We start from the raw sequence: 18,800 nt of genomic DNA, 5'->3' as shown, positions 1-18,800 counted from the left end.
CCGGTTCCGGATTATCGCCACGTTCCGCTACGATATGCGTCGTGTAGAGTGGTGCGCTCGGCGAAAAGGTGCGACTGGCTCTTGGACCGTGCCGTGTGCGCCGCCCGTGGGTGCGCGAGAGTCAGCTGGCGACGCGTGTGCTTTCGACATCGTCGCGCTCGCGCGCAAGCAGCATCGTTGCGAGATAGTCAGGTACCGCGCGACTGAAATAGAAGCCCTGGCCGAGCGTGCACCCGGCTTCGCGCACCGAGCGTACCTGGTCGATCGTTTCCAGACCTTCGGCAACGATGTCCATTTCGAGCGTGGCGCCAATCTCGGTCACCGCGCGGATGATCGCTTCGCTCTTCTTGCCCACGAGGCGGCCCGAGACGAAGCTGCGATCCACCTTGATCTTCTCGAACGGGTATTTGTGCAGATAGCCGAGCGAGGAATAGCCGGTGCCGAAATCGTCGAGCGCAAAGCGTACGCCAGCGGTATGGAGCTCGGCCATGAAGGCGCCCGTGGTGTGATCGTCATCGAGCAGCACCGTCTCGGTGATTTCGAGCTCGAGACGTTTGGGGTCGAGCCCGGCTTCCTCGAGCGCGTTGAGAATGCCTGCGGCGGCGCCCGGGGCACGGATCTGCAGGGGCGACAGGTTCACCGCGAGCGACACGTCTTCCGGCCATTGCGCGGCGGCACGGGCGGCCTGCGCGGTTATCCAGTTGCCGAGCTCGACGATCGCGCCGCTCTCTTCGGCCACAGGGATGAATTCTTCGGGCTTCATCTCGCCCTTTTCCGGGTGGAACCAGCGCACCAGAGCTTCGAATGCGCGGATCTGCCCCGATTCCAGGTCGACGATCGGCTGGAAGAAAATCGACAACTCGTCGCGCTGCAGCGCCTGGCGCAGCTCTGCCTCGACTTCGCGCCGCCAGACCAGGTCGCGGTTCATCGAGGGGTGGTAGAAGGCGATCTGGTTCCGGCCATTGACCTTGGCGTGGTAGAGCGCGAGGTCGGCTGATTGCATCAGCGGGTCGAGATCGCCCGCATCGTCGGGCAGGATGGCGATCCCGATCGAGGCGCCGATCTCGATCCGCTCTCCGCGCAAGCGATAGGGTTCTGTCAGCGAGGTGAGCACATCCTGCGCGATGCGTTCGATTTCGCTGGTGTCGTCGCTGTCGAAGGCGACGATGAACTCGTCTCCTCCGAAGCGCGCAATCGTCGCCTCCACCGGTGCGGTGGCGCGCAGCCGGCGTGCGACCCCGGCCAGCACCAGGTCACCGATCTGGTGCCCGAGCGTATCGTTGACGAATTTGAAGCGATCGAGGTCCAGCCAGAGGATTGCCAGCTTGCGGTGCTGTTCGGTTTCGAGCAGCCGTTCGGTGAGGTGATGGTCGAGACCTGCGCGGTTCAGCAGGTCCGTCACCACGTCGGTGCGGGCGAGCTTTTCCATCTTGTCGGCAAGACGACGGCTGGTCTCGGCGGCCACGATCGAGCGGGTCAGCACCGCGAACACGTCCTTGATGATCGAGATCATCGCAGGGATCGCAAGCAGCAGGCTCATCGCGGTCATCAGCATCGGCAGATCGCCAGCGAGCATGCAGGCGGCAATCACCGGGAACAGCGAAAGACACAGCTGGCCGATCGCGATCGTAGGGCGGCCGGCATTGCGCGCGGCGATCCCCACGCCGTAGACGGCGGCGTTGGCAACGAGCATCAACTGCACTTCATAAACGCTATCGCGATAGATCACGACGGCGGCGATCAGCCCGGTCATGAAGGCGAAGGCAAATGCGCCGACCTCGTAGGCGATTTCCATGCGCCTTGCGTCCATGTTTTCCCAGCGGGGAAGGATCAGGCCCATCGCGATCCGGACGAACGAAACCGCGACATGCACCACGGCGAGGCAGACGATCAGCGGATCGCGCAGTTCGATCGCAGCGACCGTGCTGACGGCCACGCCGATCGCGGCGCCGATGACGAGGCTCGACGGCCGCGCATAGAGCGTATCGACAAGGGTTTTGCGGACGCGGGTGTCCACCGAATTCCCCGCAACCCATCTGGCCCAAAAGGATTGTATTGCTCTTACCACGCTCGGCCTTTTCCCGTTTCAGGTTCGGCTATGACAGCGAAGCATCAAACATTGGTTAACGTGGCTGATACACGCGACGAGGTCATCGGCTCCAATCAAGCGGATGCGCGGCGTGCACTGGTTAACGGGTGTTTAGGCTTCGCGCCGGGCCATGTCCTCGCGCGCTTCGACAGCACGCGCCATACGCGCATCGAGGAGGCGGCAAATGCCGAGCCAGTGGTCGTATCGCTCTCTGTCGCCTGCGAAAAAGGCCGCTTCTGCCTGTTCGCGCGCGGCATCGGCGGCGCCCAGTCCGGATTTTGCGAAATGGAGCAGGGCTTCGCGCAGCAGGATCTCGCTTTCGCGCGTCGGCGGGCCGTCATTGGCAGGTGCGGAAGGGATTTCGCTCCCGAAATACCGGGAGACCGACAGACGGTTCTTGTCGGCGGCGGCAAATCGTATCGTCACAATATCTCTCCGGGTCCGCCCGGACTGCGGGTGCTGGGGGATGGTCCGGTTGGTTCGCAAAAAGAAGTCTAGGTGCCGAGCTTGAAGCCTTCGTCACGCGAAATGGTTAAGCCGCCATTTACGATTATGGCGGGCGGCGGGGTGGCGCGACATTCGCGCTTAATCGTCCGTGCTTTTCTCGCGCCATTTTCCGCTGTCGCGATATTCGGGACGGACGCTGCCGCCACCCGGCAGGCGATCGCTCTTGGGCGAGGGCGACGCACCGGGTGCACCCTGTTCGATCGCTTGCGGAGCGGGGGGGAGTCGGTCGGTAGGGCCACGACCCCCGCTGTCGGAAGTTGCTGGTACGGCCGAGGCACCGGGCGAGGGTGCTGCAGCCGGCAATGTGTCGACCGGGTCGACGATTTCGGGATCGCGCGCACGCACGGCGGCGACCGTCGGCTCGTCGCCGCGATAGCGCGCTGCGAAAGCGCCGCCCGTTCCGGCCGTGCCGGGCAGGACATAGAAACGGTGCGCGCCGATCACGGTCAGCGGGACCAGCTTGGGGGCCCAATAGGGATTGACCGCCAGCGTATGGTAATGCGTCGCCAGCCCGGCGGGTGCATGGACATATCCGCCCAGCGCCGCCCGGGCGAAACGCAGTGCCTTGTCCCAGCCGCGCCGCGACGGCTTGCGCGCGAGGCTACCGTCGCAAGTGAAGCTGAACTGGCAGCCGGTTCTTCGTGAACTCCCCTGATAGACCACGCCGCACACGCTCGACGGCCAGGAGGTATGCTTGACCCGGTTGAGCACGACTTGCGCCACCGCTTCCTGACCGCTGTCGGATTCGCTCGCGGCTTCGTAATAGACCGCCTGTGCGAGGCAGGTGAGCGCACGCTGCTGGTCCTGGGTCGATCCGGCGCGGCGAAAGGCCGTGGCGATGGCCGACGGCGCATCGGTGGGCGTCTCGCTGCCTGCCACCGGGGCCAGCACGCTGTCGGCTTCGAGGTAGTAATAAGCCGAGCCGGGGAAATTCCAGCCCGCCCTTTCGAACGGCATCCGCGCGACGACCGGCCCGTTCCCGCCTGCCGGAATGCGCGCGACATCTCCCCAGCGGAGCGAGAAATCGGTCGTCGCAGCCAAGGCAGGCAGTGCGATCGCCCCCAGCGCGGCCAATCCCCAGCGCGGATCGATCCTGCGCCGGGCCTTGCGCCGCGCCGCGATCTCGGCCCGGTGCTTGGCGATATCCATGCGATCGCTGGGTCCGGTCACGCGGCGTTCCATACACCCGGTCCTTAGCGCGTTTGGTTTAACGAGCCACCATCCCGCGACTGTTATGCGCAAGGTCTTGTGCCATTCTGCCAGCGCGCCTATCGGGCGCCGCAGCGTCATAGGTTGCCCGACCACGGTCGGGCCTAAGAGGGAAGCAGGCGAGGGGATGTCCCCGAATCCTGTGCTGCCCCCGCAACTGTGACCGGGGAGCGATCCCGCCATTTGCCACTGTGCCGATCATGTCGAGGCGCGGGAAGGCGGCGGGAGCGTGACGATCCGGAAGCCAGGAGACCTGCCTGCGATGCGTCGTTCCGCGGCCGGGCGGGGTGTACCGGAAGCAGGCGTGGACGTGCCGTGAAAAGGCGCGCCCTCCGTCATGAGCGATGTGTTCGCAAATGATGGAGAATTTATGCGAAAGTACTTGTATTTGCTTGGCGTTTCGGCGCTTCTTCCCACCGTGTCTGCGGCCCAGGAGGCCGATGAGGCGATCGAATTCGCTGAGCCTGCAGGCGACGACGACATCGCCGGGATCGACGACCGGATCGTCATCACGGCCACCGGCGCTCCCGAATCGATCGACGATACCGGCAAGACGATCACCGTCATCGACGAAGCCGAAATCGACCAGATCCAGGGCGCCGATATCACCCGTGTGCTCGAACGCGTGCCCGGCGTGGTATTCAACCGCAATGGCGGGATCGGCTCGACCACCAGCCTGCGCATTCGCGGCAGTTCTAACGACCAGGTCCTGACGCTGGTCGACGGGGTGCGGGTCGCCGACCCCTCCTCGGTCGGCGAAGGCTACGACTTCACCAATCTCCTCCCCGGCAATATCGAGCGGATCGAGGTCCTGCGCGGTTCGAACAGCACCATTTGGGGCAGCTCGGCCGTCGGCGGCGTCGTGCTCGTCACCACCGCGCAGCCGCGCACGGGTGGCTCGGCCACCGTCGAATACGGCTCGCGCGACACGGTCTACGTCAATGGCGATGTCGGCTATGGCGGCGATGATTTCGGCGTCAGCGTCTATGGCAGCCTGTTCAACACCGAAGGCTTCTCCGCGCTCGCTTCGGGCACCGAAGATGACGGGTTCGAACAGACCGCCGTCGGCGGCAACGCCTATCTCGGCCTTGGCGATACCGTGACCCTGCGCGCCAGCGGACGTTATTCGGACAGCCTGGTCGAGATCGACAATGGCGGCGACACGCTCGATACTCAGGCCACCGACCAGTATTCGGGCAATATCGGAGCCGATTTCGCGCTCGGTCTTGCCGACGTTTTTGCTGGATACACCTTTGCCGTCACCGACCGGACCAGCACCAGCTCGTTCGGCCCGTTCATCGCCAACGGGACGCTCGACCGGCTCGACCTGCGCGCCGCAATCGGGCTGGCACCGGCACTGACGCTCAATACGGGCGGCTATTACGAGTGGACCGGCTACACCACCAATTACGGCGGCGATGCCAAGCTCGAACGCCGCGGTGGCTACGCCCAGCTCGATTACGGTTCGGGTCCGTTGCACCTCGCCGCCGGAGCGCGGCTGGCCGACGGGACGCTGTTCGGCAGCGAAGTGACCTTCGGCGCGGATGCGAGCTATCGCCTGTCCGACGTGGTGCGCGCGCGCGCGAGCTTCGGGCAGGGCTACAAGACGCCGAGCCTTTACCAGCTCTACGATGCCTATAGCGGTAACCCCGACCTGACGCCCGAGCACAGCGACAATTACGATATCGGGATCGAAGCCGGTTCGGCCGACGGTCCCCTGTTCGCGGCTCTCACCTTCTACCTGCGCGATATCGAGAACCAGATCGACTACGATTCGACGACGTTCGGCTATTTCAACAGCGGCGAAGTGCAGGCCAAGGGCATCGAGATCGAAGCCGGTGTCCAACCCGTCAGCGGCTTTGCGCTGCGTGCGGCCTACGCCTATCTCGACACCGAAGTTCGCAACGGGCCCAATGCCGGTAACGAGCAGGGCCGGCGTCCACCCCATGCTTTGACGCTGAGCGCGGACTGGACCAGTCCTTTTGCGGGGATCGAAGTCGGTGCCGACCTTCGCGTCGTCAGCAGCAGTTTCGACACCGATGCCAACACGGTGCGGCTCGATGCCTATGAAGTGTTCGATCTACGTGTGGCGGTGCCGGTGCATGAGCGTTTCGAGCTGTTCGGTCGCATCGAGAACCTGTTCGACGAGGACTACCAGACCGCAGCGGGCTACAACACGCCGAGCCGTGGCGCCTTCGTCGGTATCCGGACGAGCTATTGAGCCTATTTGCCAAACCGTCATCTCCGCGACCGCGGGGACCCAGCCTGGCCCGGCGCGCCTTGCTGCTCTGGGTTCCTGCTTTTGCCGGAATGACGATGGGGTGTAGCCCCACCCAAACCGAAGAGGCTGGCGATCTGCGGATCGTCAGCCTCAACCCTTGCACCGACGCGATTCTGGCGGAGATTGCGCCCGAGCGGCTGGCAGCAGTGTCCCATTACAGTCACGACCCCGTTTCCAGCTCGATGGATGTCGCCACGGCCAAGCGCTGGCCCGCGACCTCGGGCACGGTGGAGGAGATTGTCGCGCTCGATCCCGACCTCGTGATCGCATCGACATTCATCGCGCCTTCGACCGGGCAGGCGCTCGACCGGCTCGGCTACAATGTCGAGCGCGTTGGCATGACCAATACGGTTGGCGAGAGTATCGCCCAGATCCGCGAGCTGGCGAAACTGGTCGATACCGAGGACGAAGGTGAGAGGTTGATCGCACGGATCGAGGCTGCGCTCGCCGATGCGGCGACCGAGGATGAACCGATCCCCGCACTGATGTGGCAATCGGGCGGTATCGTTCCCGGAGACGGCACGCTGATCGTCGATCTTTTGCGGCGCACGGGCTTTTCCAACGCCGCCGCTGCGCGTGGCCTCGGACAGGCCGATCGCCTGCCGCTCGAGCCAGTGCTGGCCGATCCGCCCGCGCTGATCCTCGTCGGCGGGTCGCCCTTCGCCGAAAGCGACCGCGCGCTCTATCACCCGGCGCTCGCTGCATTGCCCGATTTGCGGCAGGCACCGTTCCCGTCGAACCTGCTCTATTGTGGAGGGCCGACGATCATCCGCGCGGCCGGGCGATTGAAAGACATTCGCCGATCGATGGAGAGCGCGTCGTGAAACGCCCCATTCCCGTACTGATCATTGTGATCCTCGTCACGCTGCCGCTCTCGCTGCTGGCGGGACGCGTGTGGCTCGATCCGGCCACGACGCCCAATGCGGCAATCATCCTCGCCGAATTGCGTTTGCCGCGCGGCGTGCTCGCGCTGGTGGTCGGTGGCGGGCTCGGTGCGGCAGGGGCGGCGATGCAGGGCTATCTCCGCAATCCGCTTGCCGATCCGGGCCTGTTCGGGATCGCCCCGGGCGCGGCGCTCGGCGCAGTGCTGAGTTTCTGGCTCGGCTATTCGGCGCAGCCTTACTTGCTGCCCGTCTTCGCGCTGATCGGCGCGGCGAGCGCAATGGCGCTTCTGTCGCTGATCGCCGGGCGCGGCAATTCGACGCTGCTGTTCACGCTGGCGGGCATGATGATCGCCAGTCTCGCGGGTGCGCTGATGAGCCTTGCGATCAGCCTGTCACCGACACCTTTCGCAATGAGCGAAATCGTGACCTGGCTGATGGGCGCGCTGACCGATCGCAGCTGGCACGATGTCTGGATCGCCGCGCCGCTGACGCTGCTCGGGATCGCGCTGCTGATGCTGGCTGGCCGCGGGCTCGATGCGCTGACGCTCGGCGAAGAGGCCGCGCGCAGTCTCGGCATGGAGCCGCGCACGCTGCAATGGCTGCTGATCGGCGGCGTGGGGCTAACCGTGGGAAGCGGCGTGGCGGTGGCGGGGATCATCGGCTTCGTGGGCCTGATCGTGCCGCACCTCGTGCGTCCCTTCACCGATCACCGCCCGTCGGGTCTGATCGTGCCCAGCGCGCTTGCCGGAGCGCTGCTGGTGCTGGTGGCGGATGTACTGTGCCGTATCATGCCGCTGGCGAGCGAGCTGCGGCTCGGCATTGCGCTGAGCCTGATCGGTGCGCCGTTCTTCCTCGCGCTGTTGCTGCGCATTCGGCGGGAGACGGTCTGATGCTGCACGCTCGCGATATCGTGCTCGCCAATCGGTTGGACGGTGTGTCGGCGGCCTTTGCACCGGGCTGGATCACCGCGATCTGCGGGCCCAACGGTGCGGGCAAATCGAGCCTGCTGTCGGTGCTCGCCGGCCTGGTGACGCCCGAGGAAGGCTCGGTCGCGATCGAGCGTGATGCGATCGCCGCCATGGCGGCGCGCCAACGCGCGCGGACGATCGGCTATTTGCCCCAGTCGCCCGAAATAGCGTGGGACGTCAGCGTCGAGACGCTGGTCGAGCTGGGGCGGCTGCCTTGGCGCGGTGGCCCACTGGCGCGGCGCCACGGCGATGCCAGCGATGATGCGGCGGCGATCGAGGCCGCGCTCGACGCGATGGAGTTGCACCAGCTTCGCGAGCGCCCGCTATCGCGTCTCTCAGGCGGGGAGCGCAGTCGGGCGCTAATGGCACGGGTTCTTGCCGGGCAGCCGGAGTGGATCCTCGCCGACGAGCCGCTCGCCAATCTCGACATCGCCCACCAGCTGGCGCTGCTGCGCCTGTTGCGGCGCGAAGCCGATGCCGGCCGCGGTATCATCCTCGTGATGCACGATCTTTCGCTGGCGATGAACTATGCCGACGAAGTGCTGGTGCTGGAGTCCGGTCGCCGCGCGACGATGGGGCCGCCGCGCGACGCGCTTTCGGACGATGTCGTGCGCCGCGTCTGGGGCGTCGATGCACGATGGCACGGCTCGATCCCCGACGCGTCGCTCTCCTTCGCCGCCCTCAAGGACGACGGCTGAGCTTTCCTCAGCGCTGACTCTTTTCGTAATCCGCCTCGGCCTGGACGAGGGTGGTGATCGGCACGTCGTCGACCAGCAGGCGGAGCACGTCGGCGATCACCTGCCGTCCGTTGGCACCGCTGGTGAAGATGACGATGCCGAAGCGCTTCTCGGGCTCGAACAGCGCGAGCGTGCGCTCGCCCCAGTCCTTGCCGCTATGCACGTGGAAGCGGTTCTTACCGCTGTCGAAGATGACCCAGCCGAGCCCGTAACCGTTGGCCTTGGCGCACTTGTCCTCGGGGATCAGGCCGGGCGGGCAGACCATTTCGGTCTGATCGTCGTAGATCGTGCCGCGTTCCTCGATCAGCTCGGGCGTCAGGCCGTCGCCACGCAGGGCTGCCGCCACGAAGCGCGTGTAGTCTGCGATCGTGGTGTGAACATCGTCTGCCGCGCTGCCTTGCGGGCTGTTGTCGGGTAAACGCAGCGAGCCGTCCTGACCCCGCACCATGGCGACGCGGCCTTCCCATGCATCGTGGGGGAGGAAGTAGGTGTCGGTCATACCCGTGGCCACGAACAGCTCTTGCTGCGCCAGATCATCGATCCGGGTCTCGGTCGCCATCATCGCGTAGCGCGCGGCCATTGCGTAATTTTCGCCCGAATAGTGTGCGCGGGTGCCGGGCTCCCAATCGAGCCGCAATTTGCCGCCTTCCATGCGGTCGCGCCAATTGTCGGGCACGCCGGTGCGGTGGGACAAGGCGTGGCGCAGCGTGATCTTATGCGCGCGCGGTTCCTCGGTCAGATCGCGATCGACGAATTGCGTCGCCAGCGGCGTATCGAGGTCGAGCTTGCCCTCCGCGACGAGGCGAAGGATCGTTTCGGCAACGATCGGCTTGGTGAGCGACGCAATGTTGTAGAGCGTGTTCTGATCCGCGGGCTCCCCCGGCGCGCGCTCGCCATAGACGGCGGTCCACGCGACTTCGCCATCCTCAATCCAGCCGACGGCAACACTCGGCACATCGTTCGCTTCGAGCAACGCGGGCGCGGCGGCATCGAGCGCGGCGTGCTGGTCCGACGTGCCCGGCGCGCTGGCGGATACGGTGCTGCAGGCCGAAAGGGCGAGAGCAGCGGCGGCTGTCGTAACGCGTTTCATGTATATCCCCTAAGTGACTTATGGGAGTAATACAGCAACACGCACGGCTGGCAACGGGTTTCGGGAAATCGAGCAGCACTCTCGCTGCAACGAATTGGAACGGCACGAGGATTTTGACCAAAAAAAGGGCAGGCCCGCAGGCCCGCCCTCCTTTGTCCGGTTCTGGCGCGTTACTGGCCGGCGTCGCCGACCGAAGCGGTCCCATCGTCCGACACGGTGCTGTCGGCATCGGTATCGCCCGCGATCAGGCCGCGCGCTTCGAGCATCGGGGTAACGTCGGGCTGGCGCCCGGCGAAGTTCTCGAACATCTTGAAGTAATCCATCGTCCCGCCGCGGCTGAGCACGGTCTTGCGATAGTGATCGCCATTGGCGCGCGTCAGGCCGCCATTGTCCATGAACCACTTGCGGCTGTCGCGATCGAGCATCTCGGTCCACAGATAGCTGTAATAGCCGGCCGAATACCCGGTCGGGCCGCTGAAGATGTGGTTGAAATAGGTGCTGCGATAGCGCGGCGGCACCAGATCGACTTCGAGCCCCAGATCGGTCAGCGATTTGCGTTCGAACGCGTCGACTGCCTTCGGATTGCCCACCAGTGTCTTGGCCTGCGCCGGGGAGAGGGCGTGCCACTTCATGTCGAGCAGCGCGGCTTCGACCACTTCGCCGAAATCGTAGCCCTGGTTGAACTTCGCGGCCGCTTCGATCTTGTCGATCATCGCGGTCGGGATCGTCTCGCCGGTCTTGTAGTGCTGGGCGTAGTTGGAGAGGACTTCCGGATAGGTCGCCCACATCTCGTTCACCTGGCTCGGATACTCGACGAAGTCGCGCGCCGTGGCGGTGCCCGAGAGGCTCTCGTAACGCTGGTCGGCGAAGAAGCCGTGCAGCGCGTGGCCGAATTCGTGGAACATCGTGTTGACGTTGTCGAAGCTGACGAGCTGGACTTCGCCTTCGGGTGCCTTGGGGATGTTGAGCACGTTGTAGATCACCGGCTTGGTGCCCCACAGATCGCTCTGGTCGACGAAGTTGCTCATCCACGCACCACCGCGCTTGGACGGGCGCTGGAACGGGTCGAAGTAGAACAGGCCGAGTTCCGATCCGTCACGATCGAACACGGTGTAGGTCCACACGTCCGGGTGATAGGTCGGCAGGTCGGTGCGACGCTCGAAGCGCAGGCCGTAAAGCTTGCCCGCGGCATAGAACACGCCGTCTTCCAGCACCTTCTGGAGCTGGAAATACTCCATCACCGCGTCTTCATCGAGATCGTAGCGTTCGGCCTTCACCTTGTTGGCGAAACGATACCAGTCCCACGGCTGGACTTCGTAATCCCCGCCTTCGGCACGGATCTGGTCGGTCAGCACCGCAGCTTCGCGGCGCTGGGTCGCGGCCAGGGCGGGGACCATCTGCTCCATGAAGTCGAGCGCGGTCTTGGGGTTCTTGGCCATGCGATCGTACATCGCGTAGCTCGCCCAGTCGGGCTGGCCGAACAGCGCAGCCTTTTCGGCCCGCAGCGTCGCGATCTTGGCGATCGTGTCGCGGGTGTCGATGTCGGTCGTGCCGTCGGCGCGGTGGATCGAGAGCATGAACAGCTTCTCGCGCGTGTCGCGATTGTCGAGGCTCGGCAGGATCGGCTGCTGCGTCGTGTTCTGCAGCGCGATCGCATACTTGCCCGGATGGCCCATTTCGGTGGCCATGTCGGCGGCCGCCTTGATGTCGGCATCCGAGAGGCCGGCGAGTTCGTCGCGCGTGTCGAGGATCAGCGGCTGGTCGCTCATCGCCTTGCGCGCGGCGAGCGCGAAGTCGTTGGTGATGGTCGAAAGCTCGGTGTTGATCTCCTTCACCCGCTCGCGCTGGGCGTCGGTCAGCAGGGCGCCGGCATGGACCATGCTGTCATAGGTGTTTTCGAGCAGGGTTGCGTCTTCGGGCGTCATGCTCATCGCGGCGCGATTGTCGTACACCGCCTTCACCCGGGCGAAGAGCTCGGGGTTCAGCGTGATCGAGTCGCTGTGCGCGGAAAGCTTGGGGCTGATTTCGGTGTTGATTGCGTCCAGCCGGTCGGTGGTGTTAGCGCCGGTCACCGCACCGAAGATGCGGCCCACGCGGCCCAGCATGCGGCCCGATTTCTCGAGCGCGACGATGGTGTTGTCGAAGGTCGGCGGAGCGGGGTTGTCGATGATCGCCTGCACTTCGGCGGCGTGGATCGCCATGCCCTGCTCGAACGCGGGCAGATAATCGTCTTCCGAGATCGCGTCGAAATCGGGGGCAAGGAACGGGAGGTCGCTGTCGGATGCAAAATATCCGGTGCCTTCGGGAAGGTTCACGGCGGTCACTCCGGTTTCGGTGTCGATGGTGGCGGAAACGCTGTCACCGTCGGTACTGGCAACGTCGCTGTCGCCGTAGGTGGCGCAGCCTGCGAGAAGCGCGGCGGTGGCAGTGGAAAATAGAAGGCGGTTGAGCAAAATGTCTCTCCTGTCGGTCATGTCGAATGGTTGACACCCGTTCTAGCTGATCGCGCTTGAACCGGAGATGGCCGGTGAGTGCAAGCGCAAAGCGTCGGGTGCTGATCGGGTGCGTGTGGCGGTGTTCAGGTCCCCAGCGGGGCCGGAGGGGCAGCGCCGCTTTCGGCCTGTGCGCGGGCGGCCTGCACAGCCTCGTCGATGGCCTGGCGATTGACGGTCGCGATGCGCGGGCGGGCACCGGGTTCGTCGACCACCAGCCACAGCGATCCCAGCGCGAAGAAGCCGCCTTTCTGTTCGGGAACGACCGTCATTTGCGACAGGTCGATCCGCTGGAGCATCGCCAGCGTCGCGCCGTCGAACACTTCGTCGAACACCGCATCGATCGTCTCCGGATCTTCGAGCGCGCGACGCGAACCGTCGCGGTCGATGAACATCAGCGGGATGCCCACTTCCTTGAGGATGCGCGCCTTGTCGCCATTGCGGGCCGCTTCGCGCAGACCCGCAATCGCCTTTTCGAACTGACTGGCAGTGGAGCCGGTGGCGCACGATATGGCGCCTCCATTGGCCTTGTCGTGCGCCCGGTCGAAAGCGATGTCGCGATCGTCCTGCTTGTTCCAGACAACCAGCAGGCAATCGTCCGCTTCGGCGACGATCTTGCGGACGGTTTCGGCGTCGGTTTGCGGAGCGGAGGTAGACGCCGTCGTCGTTGCGGCGGCGGTATCGTCGATCTCGTCGCCGGCGCGCATTTCGTCCAGTACGCCGCATGCGCTCAAGGCGAGCGCGGACGAAGCGGCGAATATCGTTTTCAGATCAGGCGTCGCGCGGGTTCTCATAGCTGGCCTGCTCGAACATGGAGGAGCGCCGTTCGCTGCGGATTTCGAGGCCCTTGGCCTTCTTGCCCGCGGCGTGGTGGTAATGCAGTTCATCGGCAATCGATTCATAATCCCCGGCATTGATCGCGGCGTTCAAACGCGGCGATTTGTGTTGCGAAACGTTTCCTTCGCCGACATTGTAAACGAGGTCGAGCAGCGCGTCGAACTCATGTTGGTATAACGGCAGGTCGCCCACCAGGCGACGCACGGCATCTTCGGCCTTGTCCAGATCGCCTTCGAGGAAATCGAGGACCTGATCATACGCAATGGTGTCACCTACGCGCAGCCCGTCTTCGGGCAGGACCAAGTGTCCGATACCGACGGTGGGATAGCCCGCGACATCGCGATAAACGGTCTGGCGCACGCCTTCTTCTTCGATCAGCGCCTGCTTGAACGCTTCGCTGGCCGAAATCTCCATTGCGTGAACACGCTGCGTTGTCGCATCGATCAATACGGGTGCGACGATCGCCGGACGATCGACATTGCGGCTCGAACCGGTTGCGGCAACGCTCCCCAGCGTCATTGCGCCCAGACCCATCATCAGCGCGGCGCGCTTGCGGGCCGACGGGCGCGTATCGACGCCGAATGCTTTGCGCACGGCGCGGCGCGCCCGACGCAGTTCGCGGCGATGTTCGACGCGTTCCCGTAGCGATTCCACGACATTCGCGGCCTGCGCCTTGGTACGACTCTTGCCCGAAGGTAATCGCGACGAAGACTTCTCCGGAATGTCGATCCCGTCGAGCAGCCGTTGAACGGCGGCTTTTTCCTTTGCGCGCTGGGGATCGGACTTCACCGGTTTGGTGAAAGCGCGTTCGATCGATGTGGGAGGAGCGTCGCCTTGAATGAGTGCGCTGGATTGGGGTGGCATTGAATCGGACTTCCTGTTTGTCCGCCCGCCTGCGCGCCGACCACATGGCGGCGCATCGAAGGCTGCGGTGTGCTTGTCTAATCAACGGGCGAAAGGCGAAGGAGGTCCACGGTTCGTCCCGCGTGGATGGGGGATCGCCGCTCCAGGATGATCGAGAGGTTTGGTTAAGATTGATATAAAACGTTATTTATCAAGTGTATAGCGCATGACAGGCTCATAGATCGAGCCACCTTCGCCAAGATGGCTTTCATAAAGGACAAAACCGTCCACGGGCCATTCCGGAGCGCCCAACCGGCCTTGTATGGCAAGCCAGTGATCGAGTGGTCCGGTCGAGGTGTTGAGCCGCGCGAGCGTGACATGAGGCACGAACTTGCGGGTCTCCGGGTCCAGCCCCGCGGCGCGGCATGCGCGCTCGACGCGGCGCTGGAGGATCGCCAATTCCTCGCACGGCGCGATGTCCGCCCAGATCGCTTTCGCGCGCCCCTTTTTCGCAAATGTACCGACGCCGCGTACGGTCAGGTCGAAGGCCGGAGCGCGTACGCTGGACAGCGCATCGGCCAGATCGTTGGCGACGTCGCTGTCGACCTCGCCCACCCAGCGCAAGGTGAGGTGCAATTGCTCGTCCCCCTGCCAGCGGGCCGCCTCGACGCCTTCCATCGTATCGATCAGCGCATCGCGGACAGGCTCGGGCGGGCGGAGGGCGACGAACAGGCGGTGCATGGCAAGGACGATACGCGCACGGAATTGCATTGGCCAATCCGGTGCGTCCGTCTTCTGCACATTGGCATTTGACCGCAAGTACTCGGCCCGCCTACCTCGCGCATCGATGAACGAAACGCTCCCGGCCCCGCCTCCGCTCGACGATCTTCTGGCCGAAGGGCCGATCGCGCTGTTCCTCGATTTCGACGGCACGCTGGTGCCGATTGCTCCCACGCCCGACGGGATTGCCGTGCCGGCCGGGCTCCACGCCGACCTGCTGCAGCTTGCCGAGCGTCTCGACGGGCGCCTGGCGCTGGTGTCGGGCCGCGCGCTCGACGATATCGAAACGCATCTCGGTGCGCTCGATCTGGCTGCGGCCGGATCGCACGGGATCGATCGCCGCCACGCCAATGGCGCGCAATTGGGGGCCGATGCGGTCGATTTTCCGCAAGAGGTCGAACAGGCGCTGGCGGCCTTCGTGCAGGAGAGCCGCTTTTCGCTCGAGCGCAAGCCGCATGGCGCGGCGCTGCATTATCGCGGCCATCCCGATCTCGCCGATGAGGGCATGGCTCTCGCCAGGGATCTGGCCGCGCAGCACGAGCTGGAGGTGAAGCGCGGCAAGGCGGTGATCGAGCTCGTCCAGCCGGGCGCGGACAAGGGTGGGGCGGTGCAAGCCTTTATGCAGGTGACACCCTTCGCAGGTGCAAAACCGGTCTTCATCGGCGACGACGTAACCGACGAGGATGGCTTCGCGGTTGTGCGCGAAACGGGCGGAATTGCGATACTTGTCGGCGATCGTTCCCCCAGCGCCGCGCATTTCGCACTTGCGAACACCGAGGCTGTGCGGGCATGGTTGGGCCTGTGACCGACGCTCCTTCTTCCGCAGCGCCTGCCCAAGGCGACGCCCAGCCCGCCGGCTTCCAGCCTGATCTCGAACTCTGGCCGATCGGCAATTGCCAGGTCTCCGCGCTGGTGGATCGCACCGGCGCCTTTGTATGGGGCTGCATTCCGCGGGTCGATGGCGAACCGGTATTCTGCTCGCTGCTCGACGGAACCGAGCGCGACGAGGGCATCTGGCGGTTCGAGATCGAAGGCCAGGTGAGCGCCAGCCAGCGCTATATCCGCAACACGCCGATCCTTCTGACGACGCTCGAAGCCGAGGATGGCAGCGCGGTCGAAGTGCTCGATTTCTGCCCGCGTTTCGAGGGGCAGGGGCGCAAGTACCGCCCGGTCGCCTTCGCGCGCATCGTCCGCCCGATTGCCGGCAATCCGCGCATCCGCGTGGTGCTGAAGCCGATGAAGAATTACGGGGCCGCCCCGGCCGAGACGACGCGCGGCACCAATCACATACGCTTTCTCTGCGGTACGCAGACGCTGCGTCTCTCCACCGACGCGCCGATCGGCTATATCCAGGAAGGCCGTTTCTTCCGGGTCGAGGGCGACACTCATTTCTTCCTAGGTCCGGACGAGCCGTTTACCGGTAATTTGCGCGAGGAAGTGCGGCGGATGGAGCAATCCACCCGCAAGTACTGGCAGCTCTGGGTCCGCAGCCTCGCCACGCCCTATGAGTGGCAGGAAGAGGTGATCCGCTGCGCGATCACGCTCAAATTGTGCCAGCACGAGGAAACCGGCGCGATCGTCGCCGCGCTCACCACCTCGGTGCCCGAGGCGCCCTTTTCCGAGCGCAATTGGGACTATCGCTACTGCTGGCTGCGTGATTCCTATTACACGGTGCAGGCGCTGAACCGCATCGGCGCACTCGACGTGCTCGAGAAATATCTCGGCTTCCTGCGCAATATCGTCGATTCCGCCAAAGGCGGGCAGATCCAGCCGCTCTATTCGGTGATGGGCGTGGCCGAGCTCGACGAGAACATCGCGCCCGATCTCGAAGGCTATCGCGGCATGGGCCCGGTGCGCGTGGGCAATGCCGCCTACACGCAGGTCCAGTACGATTGTTACGGCCAGATCGTGCTGCCGACCGTGCAGGGCTTCTTCGACAAGCGGCTGCTGAGGATGGCCGACGACACCGATTTCGCCAGCCTCGAGGAAGTGGGGGAGGCCGCGTGGGACAAGCATGACAAGCCCGATGCCGGCCTGTGGGAATTCCGCACCCGGCAGGAGGTCCACACTTATTCGGCGGTCATGTGCTGGGCGGCCTGCGATCGCCTTGCCAATGTCGCGGCGCATCTGGGCAAGGACGACCGGGCCAAGGTCTGGCGCGAGCGGGCCGATACGATCGCCGATACGATCGACGCCAAGGCGTGGAAGCCGGCCGAAGAGGGTGAACGCGAAGGGGCGGGACATTACGGCGCCAGCTTCGAAAGCGATTATCTCGATGCCAGTCTGCTGCAGATGGTCGAACTGCGCTTCTGCGAGCCCGATGCCGAGCGTTTTCGCGCCACTTTCGAGCAGGTCGAGGCGCAGTTGCGCCGCGGCGAGCACATGCTCCGCTACGCCGCCGAAGACGATTTCGGCGCGCCGGAAACCGCCTTCAACATCTGCACCTTCTGGCTGATCGACGCGCTGGGCCGGATCGGGCGGGAAGACGAGGCGCGTGAACTTTTCTGCACGATGCTCGGCCATTGCACGCCGTCGGGCCTGCTGTCCGAAGACATGGATTTCGAGACCGGCGAATTGTGGGGGAACTTCCCGCAGACCTATTCGCTGGTTGGAGTGATCAATTGCGCTGGATTACTTTCCAAAAGCTGGAACGCCGTGCGCTGATACGAACCTGAATTGGGGGTGCGGCATGAGCCGCCTGGTAGTCATTTCAAACAGGGTCGCCGTGCCCAAGGCTCGCGGCGCCGCCGGGGCGCAAGGCGGGCTTGCCGGAGCGCTCAACGCCGCCTTGCGCAAGAACGGGGGGATCTGGTTCGGCTGGTCGGGGCAGGAAACCGACAGCTTCACCGGCGCGATCGACCGACAGACCTCCGACGATGGCGTCACCACCGCGACGATCGATCTCGAACACCGCGACATCGAGGAATATTACAACGGCTACGCCAATTCGACGCTGTGGCCGCTATTCCATTACCGCACCGATCTGACCGAACACGAACGCCAGTTCGGCAAGGGGTACGAGCGGGTCAACGAATTGTTCGCCAGCGCGGTGCGGCCGCTGATCGAGCCCGACGATGTCGTCTGGGTCCACGATTACCACTTCATGCCGCTGGGTGACCGGCTGCGCGAGAAGGGCGTGACAAACCGACTCGGTTTCTTCCTCCACATCCCCTGGCCGCCGACCAATCTGCTGCTTTCGCTGCCCTATCACGAGCGGCTGGTGCGCACCCTGCTGCAATACGATCTGATCGGCTTCCAGAACGACACCTGGCTCGCCAGTTTCCTGCACTACTGCGAGAACGAGCTTGGCGCGTCGATCGATCGCGAGAAAGGGAGCGTGGAGCTCGACGGGCGCACGACGATCGCGCGCGCCTATCCGATCGGGATCGATTACGATCATTTCATGGCCAAGGGCGAGACCGGCGACGCGCGACAGGCGCAGCAACGCCTGATGTCGTCCGTGCGCCACCGCACCGCGATGATCGGCGTCGACCGGCTCGACTATTCGAAAGGCCTGCCCGAACGGCTCGACGGGATCGCGCGTTTCTTCGATCGCCATCCCGAGCGCACCAAGGACCTCGTTTTCATCCAGATCGCGCCCCCCAGCCGCGAGGATATCGAGAGCTACCAGAACATCCGCGAAACGCTCGAAGCGAAAGCCGGGCAGATTAACGGCGCGCGCTCAGACGTGGACCGGACGCCTGTGCGCTACGTCAACAAGGGCTACAGCCAGGAAGAGCTGTTCGGCTTCTACCGCGCGTGCAAGATCGGCCTCGTGACGCCCTTGCGCGACGGGATGAACCTGGTGGCCAAGGAATATGTCGCCGCGCAGGATCCCGACGATCCCGGCGTGCTGATCCTGTCGCGCTTTGCCGGGGCGGCGCAGCAGATGCAGGACGCGCTGCTGGTCAATCCCCACAGCCCGGACGACATCGCCCACCACATCCGCCTCGCGCTCGACATGCCGCTGGACGAGCGCAAGGCGCGCCACGAAAAGCTGATCGTCACGGTGCGCGAAGACAATGTCCTGCGCTGGACCGACAATATCATCGGCGATCTGGAGGGGCTGGCGCGGTAGCCAAT

The 18,800-nt window shown here is 64.7% G+C and carries 15 protein-coding genes and 1 riboswitch; of the genes, 7 read left to right on the top strand and 8 right to left on the bottom strand.

The window, feature by feature from the left end; genetic code table 11:
* Positions 1-121: 121 nt before the first annotated feature.
* From GRI68_RS06580 to GRI68_RS06570, 3 genes are all read right to left on the bottom strand, one after another.
* Positions 122-2,017: a putative bifunctional diguanylate cyclase/phosphodiesterase gene (locus tag GRI68_RS06580; RefSeq protein ID WP_160616507.1), complete on the bottom strand. Its 1,896-nt coding sequence runs from the start codon at positions 2,015-2,017 to the stop codon at positions 122-124.
* A 183-nt stretch (positions 2,018-2,200) separates the two neighbouring features.
* The gene (locus tag GRI68_RS06575; protein WP_199799723.1) at positions 2,201-2,515 is read right to left on the bottom strand and encodes a hypothetical protein; all 315 of its coding nucleotides are present in this window, start codon (positions 2,513-2,515) and stop codon (positions 2,201-2,203) included.
* Between the two features lie 159 nt (positions 2,516-2,674).
* Positions 2,675-3,766 carry a cell wall hydrolase gene (locus GRI68_RS06570; protein ID WP_325063770.1) on the bottom strand — a complete coding sequence of 364 codons (1,092 nt, stop codon included), beginning with the start codon at positions 3,764-3,766 and terminating at the stop codon, positions 2,675-2,677.
* 103 nt (positions 3,767-3,869) lie between these two features.
* Positions 3,870-4,080, top strand: a riboswitch (cobalamin riboswitch).
* Between the two features lie 143 nt (positions 4,081-4,223).
* Between GRI68_RS06570 and GRI68_RS06565 the strand changes: the two genes are divergently transcribed.
* The 4 genes from GRI68_RS06565 (at position 4,224) to GRI68_RS06550 (ending at position 8,636) form a co-directional block, all read left to right on the top strand.
* Positions 4,224-6,026 carry a TonB-dependent receptor plug domain-containing protein gene (locus GRI68_RS06565; RefSeq protein ID WP_160616505.1) on the top strand — a complete coding sequence of 601 codons (1,803 nt, stop codon included), beginning with the start codon at positions 4,224-4,226 and terminating at the stop codon, positions 6,024-6,026.
* Between the two features lie 95 nt (positions 6,027-6,121).
* Entirely contained in the window at positions 6,122-6,910 is a 789-nt protein-coding gene (locus GRI68_RS06560; protein ID WP_234028732.1) for a helical backbone metal receptor, read from the top strand.
* Entirely contained in the window at positions 6,907-7,860 is a 954-nt protein-coding gene (locus GRI68_RS06555) for a FecCD family ABC transporter permease (RefSeq protein WP_160616503.1), read from the top strand. The genes GRI68_RS06560 and GRI68_RS06555 overlap by 4 nt, the downstream gene beginning before the upstream one ends.
* Entirely contained in the window at positions 7,860-8,636 is a 777-nt protein-coding gene (locus tag GRI68_RS06550) for an ABC transporter ATP-binding protein (RefSeq protein WP_160616502.1), read from the top strand. Before GRI68_RS06555 ends, GRI68_RS06550 begins: the two co-directional genes overlap by 1 nt.
* A gap of 7 nt (positions 8,637-8,643) precedes the next feature.
* Here GRI68_RS06550 and GRI68_RS06545 read toward each other — a convergent pair whose 3' ends face one another.
* The 5 genes from GRI68_RS06545 to thpR all read right to left on the bottom strand — a co-directional run bounded on the left by GRI68_RS06545 (position 8,644) and on the right by thpR (position 14,708).
* Positions 8,644-9,765 carry a serine hydrolase domain-containing protein gene (locus GRI68_RS06545; RefSeq protein ID WP_160616501.1) on the bottom strand — a complete coding sequence of 374 codons (1,122 nt, stop codon included), beginning with the start codon at positions 9,763-9,765 and terminating at the stop codon, positions 8,644-8,646.
* 170 nt (positions 9,766-9,935) lie between these two features.
* The gene (locus GRI68_RS06540; RefSeq protein ID WP_234028731.1) at positions 9,936-12,218 is read right to left on the bottom strand and encodes a M3 family metallopeptidase; all 2,283 of its coding nucleotides are present in this window, start codon (positions 12,216-12,218) and stop codon (positions 9,936-9,938) included.
* A gap of 125 nt (positions 12,219-12,343) precedes the next feature.
* Positions 12,344-12,991 carry a hypothetical protein gene (locus GRI68_RS06535; RefSeq protein WP_234028730.1) on the bottom strand — a complete coding sequence of 216 codons (648 nt, stop codon included), beginning with the start codon at positions 12,989-12,991 and terminating at the stop codon, positions 12,344-12,346.
* A gap of 37 nt (positions 12,992-13,028) precedes the next feature.
* Positions 13,029-13,883, bottom strand: a complete 855-nt coding sequence (locus GRI68_RS06530) for a lysozyme (RefSeq protein ID WP_325063769.1) — start codon at positions 13,881-13,883, stop codon at positions 13,029-13,031.
* Between the two features lie 258 nt (positions 13,884-14,141).
* Positions 14,142-14,708: an RNA 2',3'-cyclic phosphodiesterase gene (gene thpR, locus GRI68_RS06525; protein ID WP_234028729.1), complete on the bottom strand. Its 567-nt coding sequence runs from the start codon at positions 14,706-14,708 to the stop codon at positions 14,142-14,144.
* Positions 14,709-14,784: 76 nt separating this feature from the next.
* Here thpR and otsB point away from each other — a divergent pair, with 76 nt between their 5' ends.
* The 3 genes from otsB (at position 14,785) to GRI68_RS06510 (ending at position 18,795) form a co-directional block, all read left to right on the top strand.
* Complete coding sequence (gene otsB, locus GRI68_RS06520) at positions 14,785-15,522, top strand: trehalose-phosphatase (RefSeq protein ID WP_160616498.1); 738 nt, start codon at positions 14,785-14,787, stop codon at positions 15,520-15,522.
* An 80-nt stretch (positions 15,523-15,602) separates the two neighbouring features.
* Complete coding sequence (locus GRI68_RS06515) at positions 15,603-17,381, top strand: glycoside hydrolase family 15 protein (protein WP_325063816.1); 1,779 nt, start codon at positions 15,603-15,605, stop codon at positions 17,379-17,381.
* Positions 17,382-17,406: 25 nt separating this feature from the next.
* Positions 17,407-18,795, top strand: coding sequence for an alpha,alpha-trehalose-phosphate synthase (UDP-forming) (locus GRI68_RS06510; RefSeq protein WP_160616496.1), 1,389 nt, complete (start codon positions 17,407-17,409; stop codon positions 18,793-18,795).
* Positions 18,796-18,800: the final 5 nt, after the last annotated feature.

The sequence above is a fragment of the Alteriqipengyuania halimionae genome (genome assembly GCF_009827575.1).
GTDB classification, from domain to species: Bacteria; Pseudomonadota; Alphaproteobacteria; order Sphingomonadales; family Sphingomonadaceae; genus Alteriqipengyuania_A; species Alteriqipengyuania_A halimionae.
This window is presented reverse-complemented; position numbering and strand designations above follow the sequence as displayed.